Raw genomic sequence first — 23,959 nt, forward strand, 5'->3', positions numbered from 1 at the left:
ACTATCCTGATTTTACAATAAATAAGCAGAAATAAGAAATGATACGCTTTTAGTGCGGGTCCTGAATCCGTTTGAACATCTTCTCCATATCCTGATTGGAGAATTGGATCAGCACCGGCCGGCCGTGCGGACAATTGTATGGGTTATCCGTTTTTGCAAGATCAATCAATAATTGTCGTGCTTCATTGTCGCTGATGAAATGATTCGCCTTGATCGAGCGCTTGCAGCTCATCATGATGGCAGTGGCTTCGCGAAGTTTCTTGATGGAGATATCTCCTTCAGTCAAAAACATCTCCACCAGTTCCTTCAAAATTTCTTCCTCCTCACCCGGTGTAAACCAGGCAGGATGTTTTTCGACGATAAAACTGTTTTGGCCGAACGGTTCCAGGAACAGGCCCATTTCTTCCAATACCTCGCGGCTTTCCTGGATCAGATGAAATTCATTCACCGGATAATCCAACATGATCGGTATCAACAAACCTTGGAGGTCGGTAGAAACCTTGCCTATCTCCTCGCGGTAATATTCATATTTGATGCGTTCTTGGGCAGCGTGCTGATCGATGATATAAAGGCCATTTTCGTTCTGCGCGAACAGGTAAGTGCCGTGCATCTGGCCAAAAAAGTGCAAATCTGGGAACGGCCGCTTGCTCACCGGTCCCTTCTCCGTCTCGGCTTCGACTTTCTGAACGGTTTTCATGATTGGTTCTTCATGGGCAGCCGGATTTTTTGGCTCGGAAAATAGATAAGGTGCGCTCGGTTCGGTGCGGTCCAGCTTTGGCTGGTCACTGAACGGCACAACGTAAGTTTCTTGTTCTTCACTTGAAAGTGGCTGTTCTTCACGAGTTTCAGCTTCTGCAGAATCTGTAAAGGACTTTATGGATTCGTCATTTTCCTTTTGAAGCGGCGCGTTGTCCCATGATGTCTCCAAAGAGCGGAAATCCTCATTTTCACTTGTCGCCGGCAGCTTCGTTTCCGTTTCTTGCACGAACTCTTGGTCGAATGACCGGAAAGAGACGCTCAATTGCTCGGTCCGGACCGATTCAACAGGACTCTGACGTTTGAATTTCAGATTTTCGATGCCGCTCGGGATGCGTTCTTCGGTCCGCAAAACAGCAGCGATTGCGTTTTGGATCAATTCCCCGAGCTCTTTTTCTTTGCTGATCCTGACTTCTTTTTTTGAAGGGTGGACGTTCACATCCAACAGCAGGGAATCCGCATCCATCACAATGACAGCGAGCGGATACCTTCCGACCATCAACTTGGAACCATAGCCATCGATGATGGCTTTATTCAAAGCGTAATTTTTTATGAAACGCCCGTTCAGTATCAAGGTTATATAGTTGCGGCTTGCCCGCGTCGTGTCCGGCAAGCTGATGTAGCCCTTCACTTTGAAGTCCAGATTTTCGCCCTCGATCAATTTCATCTTCTTGGCCGTCATAGTCCCATAGACGCCCGCGATGGTCTGGCGCAGATCGCCATTGCCTGCCGTATGCAAGAGTTGGTTCCCCTCATGATGCAAACGGAAAGCGATTTCCGGATGACTCAAGGCGATCCGGTTCATGATGTCTGTGATGTTCGACAACTCAGCCTGGAGGGACCGGATGTATTTCAAACGGGCTGGTGTGTTGTAAAACAGGTCTTCAACGATGATCGTGGTTCCTTTACGCGATTTGTTGGGCCTTTCCTCTCCGATGACACCGCCCCTTATGGACAAGTAAGTGCCGCTTTGATCGGCGACAGCCGTTTCGATCGAAACTTTGGCAACCGAAGCGATACTGGGCAAAGCTTCACCCCGAAATCCCAGCGAGTGGATGCGGAAAAGATCATCCTGCGTATAGATTTTGCTGGTCGCGTGCCGCGTAAAGGCAAGTTTCACCTCGTCCGCCGCGATGCCGTCGCCATTGTCGGTGACCTGCACCTTTTTTAATCCTGCCTCTTCGATGAAAACATCGATCTGCGTACTGTTGGCATCGATCGCATTCTCCACCAATTCCTTAACGACCGACGCCGGGCGTTCGATCACTTCCCCGGCAGCGATTTGGTTTGTCAATATTTGGGAAAGCTCCCTGATTTTGGCCATCGTTCTCACCTACTTTTTTTGCGATTTCAGCAATTTTTTCCAACTGTCTATCATCAGCATGGCTTGCATCGGTGTGCAATCCTCCAGAGCCAATTCCGACAATTCATCGAGAATGTGCTTCTCGTTCGGATGCATCGCGCTCTCTTGGAACAGCGCCAATTGTTCGATCGTATCATCCGGAACAGGCACGTCCGATCCTGAATGCAGCATGTGCTGTTCATTCAATGAATTGAGGATGACTTGCGCCTCTGAAATCAAATCATTCGGCATACCAGCCAGCTTGGCTACATGTAGGCCATAACTTTTGTCTGCTGGTCCCTGCATCAGTTTATGCAGAAACACCAATTCTCCGTCTTTTTCAATTGCCCCGACATGAACATTCTTTGTCCCCGCCAAATCGGCTTCAAGTTGGGTCAATTCATGGTAATGCGTCGAAAATAGCGTTTTGCCTTTGATGGTGCGATCGATGTAACGCAGAATCGCTTCCGCCAAGGCCATGCCGTCATACGTGGCAGTCCCTCTGCCGATTTCGTCGAATAAAATCAGACTCTTATCGGTCGCGAATCGAAGCGCTTGGTTCGTTTCGACCATTTCGACCATGAATGTGCTCTGCCCGGAATAGAGGTCATCCGCCGCACCTATGCGGGTAAATATTTGGTCAAAGATAGGTAAATGGGCCTTTTCGGCCGGCACAAAACAACCCATTTGGGCCAGGATGACAATCAGCGCAACCTGACGCATGTAGGTGCTCTTACCTGACATATTCGGTCCGGTAATGAGCAAGATATGATTGTCCTTATCCATGGAAATACTGTTGGGCACAAATTTATCTTTGCCGATGACACGTTCCACAACCGGATGCCGGCCTTCTTTGATGGACAGGTTCCGGTCGCTGTTGCTCAATTCCGGCTTGGAAAAATGATAGGCTTCGCTGACGTGGGCGAACGATTGAAGTACATCGATTTCTGCGACCAGTTTGGCCAGTGCCTGCAACTGTCGGCTGTATCCTTTTATCTCTTCCCGCAGTGCTACGAACAGCTCATGCTCCAATTCGACAGACTTTTCTTCCGCCTCCAAAATAAGCGTTTCTTTCTCCTTCAATGCAGGCGTGACGAAACGTTCTGCATTGGCGAGCGTCTGTTTGCGCTCATACGTGCCTTCAGGCAGCGCCGCAAGGTTCGCCTTCGTCACCTCTATGTAATAGCCAAAAATACGGTTGTAGCCGATTTTCAGCGTTTTGATGCCGGTTTTTTCTCTTTCCTCTTTTTGCAGCATCGCTATCCAAAGTTTCCCGTTGTTCATCGCATCGCGGTAGCGATCCAATTGTTCATGGTAGCCGTCGCGGATAATATTGCCTTCCGTGATCTGGATTGGCGGATTATCCGTAATCGCCCGCTCAATCAGTTCGATGACTTCTGGGTAAGCTTCCAATTTGTCGATGACAGCCTGCCAAACATCCGGTTCATCGATTGCAGCGATGGCTTGGACCAATCCTGGAATCTGCTGCAACGAGGTTTTCAGCTGGATCAGATCTCGGCCGTTGATATTGCCCAATGACACTCGGGCGACCAAACGTTCCAGATCATACACCGATGTCAAGGCGTCATTGATGTCCATTCGTTCAAAGTAGTGATTGACTAGCGACTCTACTTTCCGTTGTCTTTTGAGTATGTCGCTCAGGTTGATCAACGGCTTTTCCAGCCATTGTTTTAGCATTCGTCCGCCCATAGCCGTTTTGGTTTCATCCAGCGTCCACAACAGGCTGCCTTTCTTCTGCTGCGTCCGGATGGATGCGGCCAGCTCGAGGTTGCGCCGCGCATAGGTATCCATCTTCAGGAAAGCGTCCGTTTGATAGGCGACGGCTTTTTGGAGGTGGGACAGGCTGCGCTTTTGGGTATCCGAAAGATAGCTCAATAACAGGACAAGCACATCTTTTTCCGACTGTTGCGGCAATTCCGCAACCAGATCGTGGAAGTCCGTTTCCGGAATCAGCTTCGCCTGGATGGAAACCAGGATACCGAAGTGTTTTTCCAACTTCTCTTCAAGCTCTTCGGCTGTTTTTGTGTCCAGGACGATCTCTTTGAACGGCAATGTCTGGAGCTCATTGAATACGGCGTCTTCATTGGTCAGAAGGGTGACTTTCAGTTCCCCCGTTCCGATATCGACATATCCCAGCCCATAACCGCCTGCTTCGTTTTTGATGACGCTGGCTAAGTAATTATTCGTCTTGCTTTCGCTGCCGTTCTCATTCAGGAATGTCCCGGGCGTAATGACCCGCACGACTTCCCGCCGTACCATGCCTTTTGTCAGTTTGGCATCTTCCATCTGTTCGCAAACGGCGACTTTGTGCCCCATTTCCACGAGTCTGCGGATGTATTCCGCCGCCGCATGATAAGGAACCCCGCACATGGGAATCGGTTCATCGGCATTTTTATTGCGGCTTGTCAGCGTGATTTCCAGTAATTTTGCGGCCTTCATGGCATCATCATGGAACAATTCATAGAAATCGCCCAAGCGGTAGAACAAAAACGCATCCGGATACTGTTCTTTTATGGATAAGTATTGCTCCATCATGGGCGTGTTTTTAGTCTTCTGTGGCATTCTTTCACCTCAATTAATATATCTCTTCAATCCTCATGCTTTATCTTTTTCGATAGCGTCATCGACGCCGCGTTGGATGATGCTGATGACATTTTCCAATAGTTCGTTGGCATCCCATAAAGCTTCGCGGTATTGTTGGACAGCTATGCTGTCCTTCAATTGCTTGTTCAGCTCCGCTAATTCAGTGGCTGTTTTTTCTGCCGCTGCCGGCTTAGCATAATGTTCAAAAGCCGCGGCTTCTTTCTGCTTGCTTTTGATGGTTTCAACCAATTGTTCCAGCGCCCGATTGTCTTTTGTGTTTTCTTCGGCCTCTTGATAGTGGACGATCACTTCATTTTTTTTCAAAATTTCGATCAGGCTGTTCAATTCTGCTTCTGCCGGGCCTTCGATAGGCAGTTCTTGGGTCAATAGAATTCCCCTCCAAATGGGCGATCTTCATTAATCACGATGTTCTCGATTTTTACGCACTTACCGGTCTGATCATTGATTTCAATATAGCACCCGGAAAGCAATTTCCTGCCTTTTTCGGGCACTTCATGCCGAATCGGCATTTGCGTCAGAAATTTTTGGATGATGATTTCTTTTTCGACGCCTAAAATGCTGTCGTAAGCCCCGGTCATTCCGGCATCCGTCAAATAGCCTGTCCCGTCCGGCAAGATACGCGCATCATTTGTCTGCACATGCGTATGCGTACCGACCACAGCAGAAACGCGCCCATCCAAATACCAGCCCATCGCTTGTTTTTCGCTGGTCGTTTCGGCATGGAAATCGACAAAGATGCAATTCGTTTCTTTCCGTACCTGCTCCAGGATTTCATCCGCTTTGCGGAAAGGGTCATCCAGACTGTTCATGAAGACACGTCCGTGCAGGTTCACCACAGCCAATTTCAGTTGGTTCACTTTTATGATCGTAAAGCCGATGCCGGGAGTCCCTTCCGGGAAATTAGCCGGACGGATCATTTTATTGGCTGTTCCGATGAATTCGAATATGTCACGGTTATCCCACGTATGGTTCCCCATGGTGATGACATCAACACCGGTCTGCAAAAATTCTTTGTAAATTTTTTCCGTTATGCCTCTGCCGCCAGCCGCATTCTCCCCGTTCACGATAGTCACTTGCGGACGGTAATGTTTCTTCAGTTGTGGGAGTGTATCCTGCAGCATCTGTCTGCCGATTGAACCTACGACATCCCCAATAAATAATACTTTCATCTTCAGCCTCTTCTCTAAATTCTAGTCTTTTTATAGTAACATATTTTATCTGTTTAGATAAGCCGTTGCACCCTTGCCCATCAACTGGGATATCCATAAAAAGCAAAAAACGGGACAAAAGCATGTCCCGTTTGGTATTTCATTATTTGGCATATTCAATTACTCTTGTTTCGCGTATAACCGTAACCTTGATGTGTCCCGGATAATCTAGTTCTTCTTCGATTTTCTTTCTAATCTCACGAGCTACACGAATAGCTTGAGAATCGTCAAGTTGGTCTGGCTTGACCATGACGCGGATCTCTCTTCCTGCTTGGATAGCAAAACTGCTTGCTACGCCTTCAAAACTGTTCGCAATTCCTTCCAGTTTCTCCAAACGACGAATGTAGTTTTCCAGAGATTCACTTCTTGCGCCCGGACGAGCAGCAGATAAAGCGTCAGCAGATGCGACCAATACTGATATGATTGAGTTTGCTTCAACATCACCATGATGTGAAGCAATTGCATTGATGACAACCGGATTTTCTTTGTATTTCTGGGCGATTTCTGCGCCGATTTCAACGTGTGAACCCTCTATTTCATGATCGAGAGCTTTTCCGATGTCATGCAGCAGACCTGCACGTTTGGCCAGATTGATGTCTTCGCCTAGTTCCCCAGCCATTACGCCGCAAAGTTTTGCGACTTCGATGCTGTGGTTCAGGACATTTTGTCCATAACTAGTGCGGAAATGCAGACGTCCCAAAATTTTAATCAGATCAGGATGCAAAGAATGGATGCCAACTTCAAAAGTTGCTTGTTCGCCGATTTCTCTTATGCGTTCATCCATATCCTTACGGGCTTTCTCAACTGCTTCCTCAATTCTTGCAGGATGGATACGTCCATCTTGAATTAATTTCTCCAAAGCCATTTTCGCAATTTCTCTTCGGATAGGATCAAATCCACTTAACACGACAGCTTCTGGCGTATCATCGATGATCAGGTCAATACCTGTCAATGTCTCCAAAGTCCGAATGTTTCTTCCTTCGCGGCCAATGATACGGCCTTTCATGTCATCGTTAGGCAATGTAACAACTGAAACGGTTGCTTCCGAAACCAGATCGGCTGCACTTCTTTGAATCGCCTGCAGGATAATGTTTTTCGCATTACGATCTGCTTCATCTTTCGCTTTTTGGTCGGATTCTCTGATCATGACCGCAATTTCATGCGAAAGTTGATTTTCCGTTTCCTTCATGATGATGTTTCTTGCATCTTCACGGGATAAGGTAGCGATTCTTTCCAGTTCATGTTGTTGCTCTTCCACCAATGCTTGAATGCGATTTTCCTCAGAAACTAAAGCGTTTTGTCTTTTGACAAGATTATCCTCTTTTGACTCGATAGATTGCTCACGTTTCGAAAGACTGGTATCTTTTCTATCCAAATTTTCTTCTCTTTGGATCAATCGATTTTCTTGTTTTTGAACCTCACCGCGTCGTTCGCGCAATTCATCTTCTATTTCCGAGCGGTATTTGTGGTTCTCATCCTTCGCCTCTAACATAGCTTCTCTTTTTGTTGTTTCTGCTTCTTTACGAGCATCTTCAAGAATTAGGGAAGCGGTATTTTTGGCACCAGCTATTTCTTTTTCGTGATTCGATTTTCGATATAAATATCCGACAACGACACCAAAAATTAAAGCTATGATAGCGAAGGCTAAAGTCCATATATCCATAGTTTCACCTCCGTATCTATTTAATTTTGTTGTCAAAAAAAATGAATAAAAATTAGTTTTACAATGTGCAGAATGAAGAGATACACATAAATTCATTCTAAACGTAGAATACTGACATGTCAACGATAAAACGGTAACATAACCAAAATACATTTAAACCTGTTTCGATATTGCCCTTTTTTCCGATTTTGAAAAAAGAAAGAGGCCCGGATTTTGGTCCCGGCCTCTTGAAAAAAATTGTTTACTCGTCCAACAGATCGACCGATTCAACCGGCTCGTCTTTACTTTTTGTTTTTGCCTCTACCACTTTTTTATCGCCTATGCCATATTCATCACGGACAAGCTTCTCGATTTCAGCTCTCATCTCTGGATGCTCAGTCAGGAATTTTTTTGCATTTTCGCGGCCTTGGCCGATGCGTTCCCCTTTGTAGGCATACCAAGCGCCACTCTTGTTGACGATATCCTTCTCTGAAGCCATATCGATGATTTCGCCGACTTGGGAAATGCCTTCCCCGTACATGATGTCCACTTCAGCTGTCCTGAATGGGGGTGCAACTTTATTTTTGACCACTTTGATTTTTGTGCGGTTACCCATAATCTCTGTTCCGCTCTTGATCTGTTCAGCTCTTCTGACTTCCAGACGGATAGTAGCGTAAAATTTAAGCGCTCTTCCTCCTGGCGTCGTTTCCGGATTTCCGAACATGATACCGATTTTCTCACGGACTTGGTTGATGAAGATTGCGATCGTTTTTGTTTTGTTGATCGATCCGGACAGTTTCCGTAAAGCTTGAGACATCAGACGCGCTTGCAGACCCATGTGAGAGTCTCCCATTTCGCCTTCTATTTCAGCACGCGGAACCAAGGCAGCAACCGAGTCGATGACCACAATATCGACGGCACCGGATGAAACCAAAGCGTCAGCGATTTCCAGCCCTTGCTCGCCTGTATCCGGTTGGGAAAGCAACAATTCATCGATATCCACACCCAAAGCTGCAGCATATTTTGGATCCAAAGCATGCTCAGCATCGATGAAGGCAGCAACGCCGCCTTTCTTTTGCACTTCAGCAATCGCATGGAGCGCAACGGTTGTTTTACCTGAAGATTCAGGACCGTACACTTCGATGATACGTCCTCTCGGATAGCCGCCTACGCCCAACGCAACATCCAGAGCCAACGAACCACTCGGTACAGTGGATATTTGTGTGTCCACTTTTTCGCCAAGCTTCATAACGGAACCTTTACCAAAATTTCTTTCTATCTTTTTCAGAGCCTCATCCAAGGCTTTTTGTCTATTTTCATTTAAATTAGCCATCTATTATTTCCTCCAAGCTTTCATTTGCATGCATTAACACCACAACGTAATACTATCCTGTTCCGGACAAAAAAGCAAGAATAAAGTGAACAGATGTTCGTTTTTTAATTATTCAAAACCAGAATCCGACAAATTCCGCCGAATCATATCAAATCCCTGCATCACTGCCTGTTCCCTGTTTCCGAGGCGATCACGGGAGAATCGGAAGCCTTGGACGGCTGTCGGTCCATTTTTTTGGCTTAAGGCAATCCATACCGTCCCGGCCGGCTTGTTCTCCAGTTGATCAGGCCCGGCAACGCCTGTGAAAGAAATAGCCAACTCAGTATCAAACAGTTTGCGCGCACGCTCAGCCATCGCAACCGCGCACTCCGGGCTGACCATTCCGTATGTCTCAAGAATGTTTTCCGGAACGCCGAGTACCTGTTGTTTAGCCCTTTCTTGGTAAGAAACGATGCCCCCCGCGAACACCTCGCTGATGCCGGGAACCTTGACAATCTCAGCTTGAAAAAGCCCTCCAGTCAAGCTTTCAGCTGCACAGATCGATTTTTTGTCCATCAACAATTTCTTGCCTACAACTTCGGCAAGGCTGGACTCGTCGCCGTCACCGTAATGATATTCCCCGACAAGCGCCAATATTTCCGCTCTTTTTTCATCCAATAGCTCACCGCAGATCGCTTCTGTTGCAGCGTTTGCGGTGAGTCTCAAGGTCACTTCGTATTTTCCGGCATATGGGGCGATCGTTGGATTGGTCTGATTGCGGATCAGTTCATCCAACACCGTGGTCAAGGTAGATTCGCCGATTCCGAAAAAGCGGAGCGTCTTCGATGAGATGACTTGCTGATCTTCATACTTGCTGGAAAGGAACGGCTTCACAAATTGCAGAAACATCTGCTCAAGTTCTCTTGGCGGGCCCGGCAGCAGCAAATAACCTTTCCCATCCTTTTCGGTATAGGTGCCGAGCGCTTGTCCGATCGGGTTCGGGAAAACAATACCGCTCCTGAACACTAAAGCTTGAAGCTCATTGTTTCCCGTCATGTTCCTTCCCGAACGTTCAAACCATTGCCGGATATGCGTCAATCCTGCTTCATCCATGACGAGCTCTTCCTCAAGGTGCTCCGCCACGGTCTGTTTGGTCAAATCATCCCGGGTGGGTCCGAGCCCTCCTGTGAAAATCAACAGGTCGCTTCGTGATTCAGCTATTTTGATCACTTCTTTTATTTTCCCCGGATTATCGCCGACAACCGTCTGGAAATACGAGTCTATGCCCAAACCTGTCAGTTCCTTGGCGATGAATGCCGCATCCGAATTCACTATTTGCCCCATCAACAATTCCGTGCCGACTGAAATGATTTCTGCATTCATATTTAATCCCTCACATCCATAGTATTCGCTCAAATAAAACAAAAACTCCAATTGCATAAAAAAGATAAAGAAAAAGAAGGGCACAAAAGAATCGCGTTTCCTTTTGTTCGAGTTGCAACCTGATGCAACCCAGCCCTTCTTATTTATAAAAACTACATGGATCCGACAAAAACATGTTTATTCTTGACGAAATAATCCACCCCTGAGTAGATGGTGAAAACTAAGCAAAGATACAACATGATGTCCGCAACCGGAATACCGGTTGCCTGAAAAGGAAAATTATCCACGAACAACAAAATGATGGCTACCATTTGCGTCGCCGTTTTGATTTTCCCTGGCCACGCCGCTGCCATGACTTCGCCTTCTTTCACAAGCAACAGGCGCAAGCCTGTGACTGCCAACTCCCGGCTGATGATGATGCTGACGACCCACGACGGAGCCAGACCTTGGCCGACCAGTACGATCAAGGCGGTGGCAACAAGCATCTTGTCCGCCAAGGGATCAGCAAATTTCCCGAAGTTGGTGACCAACCCGTCCCTTCTGGCGATGTAACCATCCAACCAATCCGTAAAACTGGCGATGGCAAAAATGATGGCTCCGACCAGTTGATTGACGGCAATCTCTGATTGGGCAACCTCAAGCGTTCCCCAATCGAAAGGAACCAAGGTGATAATCATGAACAAGGGAATCATCATAATCCGCAACGCTGTCAATTTATTAGGTAAATTCAACTTCTGCAACTCCTTTAATGTACCCTGCCTTATTCCACACCTTTGACGGTAAAGGATAAGGTTTGGGTCTGAATCTCTTGATGATCGGCTGGCATCGCAACAACTGTCCCATCCAGTTCGATGATCGTTGCCGGCATGACGCCGACTATCACTTCGATTTCACTTGTGTTCAACGGCAGAGTGACCGTCAACGGATTTTCGCTACCTACGATCCCGGAAGGTTCTTGGACAATCCCGTTCACGCTTACGCTGATCCAAGAACTGCCTCCTGCCACCGCCGAGATTTTCAACTCTGATGGTAACGACAAACTGGTGACGTCATATTCCGCATAACCATCGGCAGACGAGACCAAGGTCACTTGCGCTGTTTGTTCTGCGACAACGGCACTGTCTATCTGATCTGTGCCACTGGTAACTGTCGCTTGCGATGCCATAGTTGTTTGGCTGATGTTCGATGCCACTTCGATCTGAACCTGCTCATCGTCATCGTTCAATGTGGCCTTCCAGACCACAAGTACGATGGCAATTACCGACACAGCCAACAGAAAAGTAGGCAACTGACTCTGGACGGAGCCGCCATAATTAAAATTCGTCTTTTTTGAAGCTCTTTTGGACTCGGAGCGACTGGGAGAAAAAGAACCGGATTCTTCCACTTGATTGCTCCCATGTATTTCCGGGATCACACTTGCATGATCCCCCAACAAGCGATCGCCATCCAAGCCCACAATATCCGCATACTGCTTGATGAAGGCACGCACATAGAAATTGCCCGGCATAATCTCAAAATCGCCTTCTTCTATCGCAATCAAATACCGCTTCTGTATTTTAGTCATCTGTTGCAGATCATCCAATGTGTATCCTTTGGAAAGTCTGGCACTTTTTAGTATTTCCCCAATTTGAACCATTTATTCACCTGCCTTCACTTGCAAATCCCGAAGTTACCATGGATATTATACCATAAAATTCTTTCATCAGGAGTTCCAATACTGTTTTACCTGAGCCATCCACCGGATACATAAATAGCTTGTCCCGTCATATAGCGACTGTCTTCCTTCAGAAGTTGGGATACCCAGAAACTGATTTCATCCGGTTTCCCCATTCTCCCTAAAGGGATTTCCTCAAGAAGAGCCTCTTTTTCATCATTATCCAGATGAGCGTTCATTTGCGTATCGATTGCTCCTGGGCAAATGGCATTGACTGTTACTCCCAGTGAAGCTACTTCCTTGCTGTAGGCTTTCACGAAGGCAATCTGCGCCCCTTTGACGGTACTGTAGAGCACTTCGAGCCCGCTGCCGACTTCCCCATAGACAGAGCTGATGAAGATGATGCGGCCCTCGCGTGAGCGGGCGATTTTGTCCTGTAGCGCTTGGATGATCAGGATAGGCATTTTGACGTGCATTTCCCACAAGGCATCCATTTGCAAGGGCGTCATATCCTGAAGTAAGCCATATTCGGTCTTGCCGTGCGCAAAAACAATCGCTTGGAGTGAGAAAATATGGTCAGCAAGTGTCGCAACACCCGCTTCATCGGTAAAATCCAGACAAATCGGATAAAATTCCTGTTCGGGATAGGCCGATTGCAGTTCTGCCAGCAGCAGATTGATTTTTTCTTGATTGGAATGGTAATGCAGGTAAAGCGACCAGCCAGAGCGGGCTAAATCCCTTGCGATGGCGGTCCCGATGTCACCGGAGGCCCCCGTCACCAAAGCAGCTTTCATTGCTGTTTTGCTCCCTTCTGGAGGATCACATAGGTGCTCATGCTTTGTTCTTTGAGATACCCCTCGGCAAATTTACGGATGTCCTCCAGACTGGTTTCTTCGATCAACGGAACGACTTCAAAAAGTTCGGCACCAGAAAACAGCAAAGTGCTGTAGTGATTTGCGATGTATTCCAGGGAATTGAAAGCCTGCAATTGTTCTCCGATCATGCTCTTCTTCAGCAAATCAAATTTCTCATTCGTCAGATTTGCATCCGTTTCCCAATCTAACAGAATCTGTTTCAGCTTTTCTTCCAGCAGTTTCGGTTCTTCCGTATCCGATTCGATAGCCATAAAATGGAAGGAACGATCCAGATTGAAGGAGTAGCCAAAGCTGTCATCGATCAAACCAATGTCATAGAGATCGATGAAATGCGTGGAGCTCCGGCCGAAAAGCAATTCCAGCAACAGCGATCCATAGATTTTGTATTTTTCGGCTTGGTTTCCGGTCACGTCCGCATCCAAACCTTTCACACCAATCATCACTTTCGGGCGCTGCACATCCATTTCGATTTCTTTGTATGGAATGATGTCCTGAATCGAGGCCGGCGGCAAAGTGCGCTGGATCGGTTTGGCCGGAAGAAACGTCTTGTCTTCTTGGTTTTGTTTGATAGTTTCCATCATTTCTTCGGGAACGAAATTGCCGATCATCAATAAGTTCATGTTGGACGGATGGTAGAATGTGTCATAACAGATTTGCAGCAATTCCGGCGAGATTGCTTGGATGCTGTCCACCGTTCCGGCTATATCGACGGAAAGCGGATGTTCGGGATAAAGGTTACGCAGCAACCCGTAAAAGAGTTGCCATCCCGGGTTATCTTCATACATGCGGATTTCTTGCGCGATGATCCCTTTTTCCTTTTCAGTGCCTTCTGCCGTGAAATGCGGGTCTTGAACGAAGTCAAGCAGGCTGTTCGTGTTTTCCGAGATGCTGTCCGTTGCTGAAAAGAGATAGCTTGTCCGCGTGAAGGAAGTGAAAGCATTCGCTGAAGCACCGTATTTCGCAAAGTCTTCAAAAGCATCATGGTCTTCGCCTTCAAATAATTTATGTTCAAGGAAATGTGCGATGCCGTCTGGAATTTTGATTTCCTTGTCTCCGTTTATCGGAACAAACTGGTTGTCGATCGAGCCGAAATCGGTGGTGAAGATGCCATAGGTTTTTGAATACTTATATTTTGGAATCAATACTACTTGCAATCCGTTGTCCAGTACTTCCGTATAGACTGTTTCGTTAAGTGCCTCATAGTGTACTTTATTCATCTGTAGCCTCGCCTTTCAAGAAAAATATCGCCTGCAAAGTCATTTTTTCCGCAACTGCAACGATCTGTTCCTTCGTCACCGCATTCAAGCCGGCGATCCATTGTTCCTGCGAAAGAGGGTTTTCTATGATCAGGATATCCTGGTACTGTTTCGCCAAGCTTCTGCCTTGATAATCATCATTTTGTTTATAGTGGTTGATCAACATACTTTTTGTTTGAGCGATCAAGTCATCCGAGAAATCACCCGCTTGCATATCCTGCAGTTGTTCCAAAACGATCTTCTCGACTTGCTCGCGCTTATCGAATTCGATGCCGGTGCCGACAGTCATGACTCCGCGCAGAAAGTCCAACCCGCTCGAAGCCGAGTAAGCCAAACTCTCTTTTTCACGGACATTCTGGAAGAGTTTCGAATGAGGGAAGCCCCCAAAGAGTCCATCAAAAACCAAGCCGGCAAAATAATGGTCATTCATGTAATAGACGGGTGAAGAAAAACCGAAAAACAGCTTGCCTTGATTGATGTCCTGGGCTTCGCTTGAAGTGACGGGTTCCGTGTTCTTTGCGCGGAAATAGAATACTTCCTTTTCGGTTTCTTTCCTGTCCGAAAGCTTCTGGGCAGCCAATATATTCAATATCCGTTCCGGCGCTACATCACCTGAAACGAGTATATCAAGCTGATTCGACCCGATCATCTCTTCATAGCATTCAAACAGGTTGCCTGAGGTGATATCCTCGAGGAAACCGGCATCACCGATGCCTTGATAGGCTTGATCCGTCCCCTCGAACAGTACTTGGTTCAAGCGCGTGCGCGCATAGGCTGATTTGTCTTCGATCAGAGATTCGAAATAATTGTTCAGATTTTCCTTTTCCCTCAGAAACGTCTTCTCGTGGAACTTGCCGTCTTCGGCATTGGGCCTGAAGATGATTTCTTCCAGAAAAGCGAACGCCTCCTCAAGAAGTGTATCGTCGCCTCCGATGAATTTATCATTGACGACGGATAGACTCATCGTCACGACATGCTGCTTGCCGAAACGTTGGGATTGCGTATGCAGCGTCGCACCGTAGAGGCTGGCCATTTTCAGATCCATCTCGTTTTGGCTGGGATACTGTTTGCTGTTCGTTTCAAGCATGTTCTTCACTAAAGAACGTTCCGTTGCAGTTTTGCCGCCGAAACTCGTCCTGAATTTGTACTGGATCAATACGGTTTTGTATTTGTCGGAAGGCTCGATATAGGCCGTAACGCCTTGCTTTAATTTATATTCCATCCATTTCACGTCCTGTAAGCTATTTTATTTGTCGATAGGGAAAACTATACTCTAGTTCCGGCTTTTTTTCAATTAAGCCATTCCTTGTCCACTCCGCTCCCCTGCCTAGCGCAAAAAGAAAAGGCTGACTCGTGTTGAGCCAACCCTTCTCACTGTCAGAGATTACTTTGATTTGATGTAAGTTGTACCGTTGGCGGCTGGGCCTCTCGATTTACCGATAAAGCCTACAAGCACAATGATCGTAATGACGTATGGTGCAATTTGAAGGTAGACGGAAGGGATATTCTGGATGACCGGAATATAGCTGCCGATGACCCCCAAACTCTGGGCGAAACCGAAGAAAATTGCCGCGCCCATCACTCCGATCGGATTCCACTTACCGAAAATCATGGCAGCCATGGCGATGAATCCTTGACCGGCAATCGTTGATCCGGAAAAATTCAAGCTGATCGACTGAGAGACGATAGCACCGCCTACACCGCCTAAAAAGCCGGAAATCAAAACGCCCGCGTACCGCATCACGTAGACGTTGATCCCCAACGTATCTGCCGCTTGCGGGTGCTCCCCGACTGAACGCAGTCGCAAACCGAAAGTCGTCTTGAAGATGATGAAGTAGCAGACAAGCGCTGTTGCGATTGCTGCATAGGCTGGAGCTGATGTATTCGTGAAAAATATCTCACCGATGATCGGGATATCCTTCAAGATAGGGAAACTGGTTTTCCCGAAGTTCTGGATGATGAAGGCGGTCTGGCCTTTCCCTTCATAAAGAACCTTAGTCAAAAATACCGCAAGCGCAGGGGCAAGCATATTGATGACCGTTCCGGAAACGATATGGTTCGCCCTTAGATTGATGGTGGCAACGGCATGGATAGTCGAGAAGAAGATGCCGACTGCCCCAGCCACCAACAACGCCACCCAAGGAGTCATTTTGCCCAGATTGTCGGCATAGTTCAGATTAAAGACTATTGCTGAGAAGGCTCCCATGACCATTGTTCCTTCCAAGCCCACGTTGACGATACCGCTCCGTTCCGAGAATGTTCCGCCAAGGCCTGTGAAGATCAACGGCGCAGAATAAATCAAAGCCGAGGATACGATAATCGATAGAATCGCTAGCATGTCCATCTCACGCCACCTCCTTTTTATTGACTTTGGACAGTTTATTGATTAAAAGTCGGATAATATAGCTCGCGCCAACGAAGAAGATGATTGATGCAATCACGATATCGACGATTTCGACCGGTACGCCTGACATAAGCGGCATACTCGTTCCGCCAATTTTCAGCGTACTGAACAGAAGTGCAGCAAACAGGATGCCTATAGGACTCCCAATGCCCAACAAGGCTACTGCCATGCCATCGAATCCGACTGCAGGCATCGCACCTTGAACAAACATATTTTGGAAATTCCCCAAGCCTTCCATTGCACCTCCCAAACCGGCCAACCCACCGCTGATCAACATGGCCAAAATGATGTTCTTTTTGGCGTTCATCCCTGCGTAATCCGCTGCGTCAGGATTCAATCCCACAGAACGGAATTCAAAACCGTATGTTGTTTTTTTCATCAGCACCCACACTACCGCAATCATGATGAGGGAAATGAAGATACCGGCATGCAGTGTCGAATTGCGTGTCACTTCCGATAAAAAGGGCACCCTTAAACTGGCATTTTCTGTGATTCTGGCCGTAGAGTCCCCGGAATCCGTCAAAACATTCCTGACGATGTGGTTGTTGATGTATAAGGCTGTGTGATTCAACATAATGGTGACAATCACTTCACTTGTATTGAAATAGGCACGTAAGACTCCAGCGATACCCGCCCACAGAGCTCCGGCCGCAACACCCGCCAAAATGCATAAGGGCAACAATACGATTTTCGGCAATTCAGGCAGCATCTGGGCGACACTGACGGAAGCCAGCCAGCCAAATAAAGTTTGACCCGCTACACCTATGTTGAAGAACCCGGCTGTATTGGCTACCGCAAAACCTAATGCGACCAGAATCAAAGGGGTAGCTTCACGCAGTAATTCGCCTATGTAAAATGGCGATCCGAATGCTCCCTTCAGCATTGCTGAATAACCTGCGACGGCATCGTAACCGAAAGACCACATGACGATTGCGCCGATCAACAGCCCTAATATGACTGAAAGTAAAGGGATGATAATCCCCTGGATGCGAGTGGCTCCTTGTTGATTACTCATGAAGGCTTCCCTCCTCTTCCTTGTTTTTTTCCAATTCTTCCCGAGCCTTTTCCAAAGAAGAACCAGCCATCAGTAAGCCCAGTTCCTGTTCAGAAGTTTCCTCAGGCTTGACGTAGGCCACAATCTCACCTTCAAACATCACGGCGATGATATCGGAGAGATTCAAGATTTCATCCAACTCGAAGCTCATCAGAAGGATTGCCTTGTCTTTATCCCTTTGCTCGATCAAGCGTTTATGGATAAATTCGATTGCTCCCACATCCAAGCCTCGGGTCGGTTGGGCTGCGATCAATAACGAAGGATTCCGATCAACTTCACGAGCGATGATTGCTTTTTGCTGATTTCCGCCGGACAACGAGCCCGCTGTCGACTTCTCGCTTTGCGTCCGCACATCAAACTCTCTGATTAATTCAATCGCGTGGTTCTCGATGGCGTTGTCATTCAGGAAGCTATTTTTGCTGTAAGGTTCTTGATAATAAGTCTGCAGCGCGATATTTTCGTCCAAACGCATCGGGAGGATCAGACCGAACTTTTGTCGGTCCTCGGGGATATGTCCCAAGCCTGACTCAGTTATTTTGCGCGGAGCCAAGTTGGTGATGGTTTCTCCGTTCAGCTTGACGGTTCCGCTCTCGGCCTTCCGCAAGCCAGTGATGGCTTGAATCAGTTCACTTTGGCCGTTCCCATCGATCCCGGCGATTCCGACGATTTCGCCGGCCCGTACCGTTAGGCTCAAATTACGCACGGCTTCCAGACCACGGCTCTCTTTAACCGTCAATCCCTCAACTTCCAACACAGCCTGGTTCGGTTGGGATGGTTTTTTGACTGTGCGGAACAGAACGGAACGCCCCACCATCATATCGGCCAGCTCTTGCTGGGAGGTCTGCTTCACGTCGACGGTGCCGATGCTCTTGCCTTTGCGGATTACCGTGCAACGATCAGCTACGGCTTTGATTTCATCCAGTTTATGCGTAATCAGGATGATTGACTTGCCTTCTTTCGTCAATTCCCTCATAATCGCCATCAATTCGTCAATTTCTTGGGGTGTCAACACTGCCGTTGGTTCGTCAAAAATGAGGACGTCCGCCCCGCGGTACAATGTTTTCAGGATTTCGACCCTTTGTTGCATCCCGACCGTGATGTCCTCGATTTTGGCGGAAGGATTGACTGCCAAGCGATATTTATTGGACAAATCTGCAATCACATCAGCGGCTGCCTTTTTATTCAAAACGCCGAGTCTGCTCGGCTCACTTCCTAAAATGATGTTTTCCGTAACCGTGAAGTCCTTGACCAGCATAAAATGTTGGTGCACCATTCCAATCCCCAATTTATCGGCAACACCAGGGGAACTGATTTTAACCTCTTGCCCTTTGACCTTGATGGTTCCGCTTGTAGGCTCCAAAAGACCAGAGAGAATATTCATCAAAGTCGACTTACCCGCGCCATTTTCACCCAACAAAGCGTGAATTTCACCTTTTTTCAAGCTGAGAAAAATATCATCATTCGCTTTATAATTGCCGAAAGCTTTTGTTACGCCAATCATTTCAATGACATAATTTTCTTCTGTCATGCTGATTCCACCCCTTACTAAAATTGAATGCATGCATTCCCTCATGCAGCAGTGAGACACGCTTATAAAATATAATACCGTAAAACACTATTTCACACCTATTATAAAGTATTTCCAAAATCCTATCCACTTTTGTTTGTCACAAAAAATAAACATTTGTTCCTTCAATTTGTGCGGAACGATTTATTATTGGGGGACTATGCGCGAAAAAAAAGAGAAGCAACTCAATATCCCAAACCGGAATCAAGTTGCTTCTTTAAAGATTTTAAAAAGTGATTAGTTTTCTGGAGCTTCCGGAACAGCAAGCGTTCCTTCCAAAATTTGTGCTTTCGCATCGTTGACAGCAGTCAAAGTTTCTTCGCTCAACTGGCCATCAGTAAGGTCGACGCCTTCTTCAGCCAATCCGAAATTCAACACTTCTCCTGCCGGGAATTCGCCGTTCATCGTTAATGTAGCGATATCCTTAGCTGCAGTCCCTACACCCTTTAACGTTGAAGTCAAAGTAAGGTTTCTTTCAGTGCCGTCATCAAGAGTCAACAAACCCTCTTCTGTTTGGTCACGGTCAACACCGATTACCCAGATTTCTTTTGAAGGATCAGCTTTTACGATATCCTTAGCTTCTGAGAATACGCCATTTCCGGAATCTCCGGCAGCTTGATAAATGACATCGATTCCGCTTGCATACATTGCGGCAGCTTTAGATTTCCCGCCCGCAGCATCGCCAAACGAGCCGACATATTCAACTTTCACATCTATATCAGGATTTACGGATTGGGCACCAGCTACGAATCCAGCTTCAAAGCGATCGATTACAACACTCTCTTGTCCGCCGATGAAGCCTAATTGGTTGGTTTTGGTTGTTTTAGCAGCAGCGACACCCGCCAAGAAAGCAGCTTCATTGTCTTTGAATGATACAGATACGGTATTTTCGCCTTCAATGACATCATCGATGATGGCAAACATTGTATCCGGGTTCTGCGTTGCCACATCCTGCATCGCCGACTTCAACTTATAGCCGATACCAAATACAAGATCAAAATTACTGTTTACGGCAGTGTTCAAGTTCGTCACAAATTCCGAATCGGCATTTGATTGGATGTAATCAAATCCATCGATTCCTTTAGTTTTGCCGTTCTCTTCGCCCCATGCAACAAGGCCTTCCCACGCGCTTTGGTTGAATGATTTGTCATCCACGCCGCCGACGTCGGTAACCATTGCGATAGTGAAGTTATCTTCCGTTCCCTCTGCTGTGCTGGAACCTGTTGCACTGCTGTCAGCCGTGTCGCCGTTGCCACCGCAAGCTGCCAGGATTGTGCTGACACCTAAACCTAATGCCAATAAACTAACATATTTTTGCTTCTTCACCATGACCCCTCCAATAAACTTCAATTTTTTAAACTTGTAAGTACAAGCTTCTTACAAAAAATATCATATCATGTATTCCTAAAAAAATAAATAATATTGATTTTTTTGTAATCGTTTTTTCATTTAATATCCATATATTTGTTGGAATGCTCCGGGTTAAACCTCGGAATCAAAGGGGATATCCGTATTATTTTCATATATTCCTTCGCTAATGTTCACCTTTCTCGGCTTGCTTCCATCAGCCGGTCCGACGATCCCTCTCGCCTCCATTTCGTCGATCAGGCGCGCGGCCCGGTTATAGCCGATCCGGAATCTCCTCTGCAATTTGGAAATGCTTGCCGTTTCATCCGATCTGATGAATTCTACAGCTTCCCCGAAGAGATCATCTTCCGGTTCCTCACTTGCAGCCGCCACATTTTCGGTCGGCATCATTTCCTCGACATAGTTCGCTTCTTGCTGATTTTTGACGAAAGTGACAATGTGCTCGACTTCCTCGTCGGAAATGAACGCTCCTTGCACACGGATCGGTTTGTTTTCACCCATCGGACGGAAGAGCATATCCCCTCTGCCCAATAACTTTTCTGCCCCTGAGCCATCGATTATCGTTCTGGAATCGATCGAACTGGATACGGCAAACGCAATCCGGGAAGGGACATTCGCTTTGATGATGCCGGTGATGACATCGACACTTGGCCGTTGCGTGGCCAAAATCATGTGGATTCCCGCAGCCCGTGCCATCTGCGCCAATCTGGTGATTGCATCTTCCACCTCATTGCTCGCCACCATCATCAAATCGGCCAGCTCATCCACGATGACCACTATGTATGGCAACGTAGGATTGTTTTCCCCATTTTCAAGATTGTATTCAACAATCAGATTGTTATAACCGTCGATGTTACGCATACCGGTACCGGCAAACAATTCATACCTTCTTTCCATTTCCGTCACGACTTTTTGGAGCGCTTGCGCCGCTTTGCGTGGATTCGTGACCACCGGCGTCAGCAAGTGGGGAATCCCATTATAGACGTTCAATTCCACCATCTTCGGATCGATCATCATCATCTTCACTTCGTTCGGCTTGGCTTTCATCAAGATGCTCGTGATGATGCCGTTGATGCAGACTGATTTCCCGCTTCCGGTCGCACCCGCAATCAGGAGGTGGGGCATCTTCGTCAGATTCGCGCTTTGCACGACGCCGGAGATGTCACGGCCTAACGGCACCTCCAACAGTTTGTCGGTGTGCTTTTGCCCTTCCATGACATCTCGGAAGGATACGACACTGACTTCACTGTTCGGCACTTCTATGCCTATGAAGGATTTCCCGGGTATCGGCGCTTCGATGCGGATATCTTTTGCCGCCAAAGCCAACGCCAAATCATCACTGAGGCTCACAATTTTGCTGACTTTCACTCCGACAGCCGGTTGGATCTCATATTTTGTCACGGCTGGTCCAAGGTTCGCTTTCGTGACTTTGGCCTCCACCCCGAAGCTCGCGAACGTCTCTTCCAGCTTCTTGACATTTTTTTCGATTGTCGCGTATTCATTCGATTGATCGATCGCTTTGATTTCATTCAATAAAGTGACCGGCGGCAAATGGTAATCCCTGTTCTCCTGCTCGGCAGTGATTTCGAACTCCAGTACGCCGCTGTTGTCTTCCTCGCTGCCTCCAGCCGTTGTTTTGGCAAGGCTGGCCGGTTGGGCGGACGTGCTCTTTTCATTGTCCGCATATTTGTGTTCGGCTGCTTTTTCAAGTTGCTTCTGGAAGCTGTCGATTTTCAGCTGAACGGGTTCGCGCTCTTTTTCGGCGAGTGCTTCATTTTTTGATGCCTCCAAAGCTTCCGCTTCTTCCTTCATCAATTTCTTCGCTGCCGATTCGCTTTTGATCTGATTTTTGGCTTTTTCGACTATTGAAGGTTTGTTGTCGGTCGGAACGCTATTTGACCTGATCGATCTCTTCACTGTTTTCGAATCGATGATCGAGCCGGCCACTTTATCTTTCGTGTAAAGCACTGCCCGTTTACTGTTGTGCCCGAAAATCAAAGCAACTTTTCGCACGACTTCCATGACATCATGCGTCGTGAAGCCAAAGATGACCGCCACACCAAAAAATACAAGCAGGCCGATGATGATGTAAGTGCCCCATTGCGAAACCAAAAAATGGGTTCCAGTATAGAAGGCTGCTCCGATCAAGCCCCCGCCCATCTCTGAAGCCGTATCCGCTTGCCTGACATCGGTAAAAAAACGCGCAAGTGTAACGGACACGACCGACACACCCTCTGTTACGACTGTTTCAAAAGCCTGTGAATGGAGATATAGCAGCGCTGCTGAATAAAGCAGGATGCCGCTGATCAACCAGTTCTTTCTTATTTTGGGTTCTTTTCCTCTCAAAATCAGGTACAGACCATAGGCACCGAATAGCGCCAGACTGACCGGGTAAGTTTCGCCGACAAAAAAACGAAAAAAATTCGCCAACGCTATCCCGGCAAAACCGAGTTGTCCGATCCCTAAAGCTGAACTGAAAAGAAACAGCACGCCGATAAGCTCGTAGGATATCTTCTGCCCGGTCGCCTTCTTTTTCTTTCTTGTTGTCGTCGTTCGTTTCGCCAAACATGCCAACTCCTTTTTTAACTTATTCCTCAAAACCACTGCCCGTCTGCATAAAACAGCGGGCCATAGATTATTCGTTTGATTACCCGTATCAGTTCATTATACTACAAAACGAACCCTTTACGAGGCTATTTTTTAATCAATCCGCGCGGACAAAAAGCTCCTGTTTCCCGTCAATACAGGCAGCAGAAGCTTTTTGGAATTTGATCCGTTATTCTTGACGAAGTTTTTTCCTGTCCTGCAGCAGCATCAGTCCATGATACAATTGCACATCGTCATCGCAATTCTCACAAAACCGGATTTCTCCGTCTGACCAGTAGGCAGTCAGGTAGTCTTCCTTTGTTTTTTGGAATGGGTAAACTTCTGATAGTCTTTCCGCAGCCCGCTCATAGGCAGTGACCGCCTCCTGGAAATCGGCATATTCTGTCGATTCCACAATGAAATCCATCCAATCTTCAAAAAACCACCAAGGTTCATATTCTCCCTCGGTCCGTATTACCTGGTACATGCTATCACCTTCTTTATTGTAAAAAGTATAGCATAGCCCGGAAAATTATTCCCGCCCAAGGTATCGGGATTGAAACTTCTTGAGGAAGGCTGTAAACTAGATTAATAAGCTACAGCACAAGCTCATTCTAGAATTTGGAGGTAATCTGAATGAAGAAAATCAAGATGACCGTAAGTGGCCGGGTCCAAGGCGTTGGGTTCCGTTACATGACAAAAATGGTGGCTGACCAAATCGGCATTGCCGGCATCGTCCGGAACGAGGATGACGGAAGCGTGTATATTGAAGCCGTCGGACCGACCGATAAAATCGACGCCTTCATCGCAGCGGTCAAACGCAGTCCCTCACCAAGCGGAAAAGTCGAAGCCTATGACATCCATGAAGACGCCAACATTGAGAATTATATAAGTTTTCGCGTAACCAATTGAATATATTTTCCCCTT

At 47.0% G+C, this 23,959-nt stretch carries 19 protein-coding genes; 1 reads left to right on the forward strand and 18 read right to left on the reverse strand.

All coding sequences use genetic code 11. The features are described 5' to 3' along the window. Positions 1-49: 49 nt before the first annotated feature. The 18 genes from mutL to C7R56_RS04675 form a co-directional block, all read right to left on the reverse strand. A complete protein-coding gene (mutL, locus tag C7R56_RS04590) occupies positions 50-2,080 on the reverse strand; it encodes a DNA mismatch repair endonuclease MutL (protein WP_107995399.1) in 2,031 nt (676 codons plus the stop codon). A gap of 9 nt (positions 2,081-2,089) precedes the next feature. After that, positions 2,090-4,681 (reverse strand): DNA mismatch repair protein MutS, encoded by a 2,592-nt coding sequence (mutS, locus tag C7R56_RS04595; protein WP_107995400.1) that lies wholly within the window; start codon positions 4,679-4,681, stop codon positions 2,090-2,092. 33 nt (positions 4,682-4,714) lie between these two features. Then, a complete protein-coding gene (locus C7R56_RS04600; RefSeq protein ID WP_159072156.1) occupies positions 4,715-5,089 on the reverse strand; it encodes a YlbF family regulator in 375 nt (124 codons plus the stop codon). Further along, entirely contained in the window at positions 5,086-5,892 is an 807-nt protein-coding gene (locus tag C7R56_RS04605) for a TIGR00282 family metallophosphoesterase (protein ID WP_107995402.1), read from the reverse strand. The genes C7R56_RS04600 and C7R56_RS04605 overlap by 4 nt, the downstream gene beginning before the upstream one ends. A gap of 142 nt (positions 5,893-6,034) precedes the next feature. Beyond that, positions 6,035-7,594: a ribonuclease Y gene (rny, locus tag C7R56_RS04610; protein ID WP_107995403.1), complete on the reverse strand. Its 1,560-nt coding sequence runs from the start codon at positions 7,592-7,594 to the stop codon at positions 6,035-6,037. A 241-nt stretch (positions 7,595-7,835) separates the two neighbouring features. After that, positions 7,836-8,906 (reverse strand): recombinase RecA, encoded by a 1,071-nt coding sequence (gene recA / locus C7R56_RS04615; RefSeq protein WP_107995404.1) that lies wholly within the window; start codon positions 8,904-8,906, stop codon positions 7,836-7,838. A gap of 108 nt (positions 8,907-9,014) precedes the next feature. Continuing rightward, positions 9,015-10,268 (reverse strand): competence/damage-inducible protein A, encoded by a 1,254-nt coding sequence (locus C7R56_RS04620; protein ID WP_107995405.1) that lies wholly within the window; start codon positions 10,266-10,268, stop codon positions 9,015-9,017. Positions 10,269-10,420: 152 nt separating this feature from the next. Then, positions 10,421-10,999, reverse strand: coding sequence for a CDP-diacylglycerol--glycerol-3-phosphate 3-phosphatidyltransferase (gene pgsA / locus C7R56_RS04625; protein WP_107995406.1), 579 nt, complete (start codon positions 10,997-10,999; stop codon positions 10,421-10,423). A 29-nt stretch (positions 11,000-11,028) separates the two neighbouring features. Then, positions 11,029-11,904, reverse strand: a complete 876-nt coding sequence (locus C7R56_RS04630) for a helix-turn-helix domain-containing protein (protein ID WP_107995407.1) — start codon at positions 11,902-11,904, stop codon at positions 11,029-11,031. An 86-nt stretch (positions 11,905-11,990) separates the two neighbouring features. Beyond that, positions 11,991-12,716 (reverse strand): elongation factor P 5-aminopentanone reductase, encoded by a 726-nt coding sequence (gene ymfI, locus C7R56_RS04635; RefSeq protein ID WP_107995408.1) that lies wholly within the window; start codon positions 12,714-12,716, stop codon positions 11,991-11,993. Further along, a complete protein-coding gene (yfmH, locus tag C7R56_RS04640; protein WP_107995409.1) occupies positions 12,713-14,014 on the reverse strand; it encodes an EF-P 5-aminopentanol modification-associated protein YfmH in 1,302 nt (433 codons plus the stop codon). Before yfmH ends, ymfI begins: the two co-directional genes overlap by 4 nt. Beyond that, complete coding sequence (gene yfmF / locus C7R56_RS04645; protein WP_107995410.1) at positions 14,007-15,275, reverse strand: EF-P 5-aminopentanol modification-associated protein YfmF; 1,269 nt, start codon at positions 15,273-15,275, stop codon at positions 14,007-14,009. The genes yfmH and yfmF overlap by 8 nt, the downstream gene beginning before the upstream one ends. Positions 15,276-15,437: 162 nt before the next feature. Next, entirely contained in the window at positions 15,438-16,397 is a 960-nt protein-coding gene (locus tag C7R56_RS04650) for an ABC transporter permease (protein ID WP_086985205.1), read from the reverse strand. A gap of 1 nt (position 16,398) precedes the next feature. Beyond that, a complete protein-coding gene (locus tag C7R56_RS04655; RefSeq protein ID WP_107995411.1) occupies positions 16,399-17,472 on the reverse strand; it encodes an ABC transporter permease in 1,074 nt (357 codons plus the stop codon). Then, on the reverse strand, positions 17,465-19,039 hold the full coding sequence (locus tag C7R56_RS04660; RefSeq protein ID WP_107995412.1) for an ABC transporter ATP-binding protein: 1,575 nt from the start codon (positions 19,037-19,039) through the stop codon (positions 17,465-17,467). Before C7R56_RS04660 ends, C7R56_RS04655 begins: the two co-directional genes overlap by 8 nt. A gap of 276 nt (positions 19,040-19,315) precedes the next feature. Then, complete coding sequence (locus C7R56_RS04665; RefSeq protein WP_107995461.1) at positions 19,316-20,404, reverse strand: BMP family lipoprotein; 1,089 nt, start codon at positions 20,402-20,404, stop codon at positions 19,316-19,318. Between the two features lie 156 nt (positions 20,405-20,560). Continuing rightward, positions 20,561-23,011, reverse strand: a complete 2,451-nt coding sequence (locus tag C7R56_RS04670) for a DNA translocase FtsK (RefSeq protein ID WP_107995413.1) — start codon at positions 23,009-23,011, stop codon at positions 20,561-20,563. Between the two features lie 211 nt (positions 23,012-23,222). Next, positions 23,223-23,519: a DUF1033 family protein gene (locus tag C7R56_RS04675; RefSeq protein WP_107995414.1), complete on the reverse strand. Its 297-nt coding sequence runs from the start codon at positions 23,517-23,519 to the stop codon at positions 23,223-23,225. Positions 23,520-23,668: 149 nt separating this feature from the next. Here C7R56_RS04675 and C7R56_RS04680 point away from each other — a divergent pair, with 149 nt between their 5' ends. Further along, positions 23,669-23,944 (forward strand): acylphosphatase, encoded by a 276-nt coding sequence (locus tag C7R56_RS04680; protein WP_107995415.1) that lies wholly within the window; start codon positions 23,669-23,671, stop codon positions 23,942-23,944. The last annotated feature ends 15 nt before the right edge of the window (positions 23,945-23,959 follow it).

The sequence above is a fragment of the Trichococcus paludicola genome, from assembly GCF_003052295.1.
Lineage (GTDB): Bacteria > Bacillota > Bacilli > Lactobacillales > Aerococcaceae > Trichococcus > Trichococcus paludicola.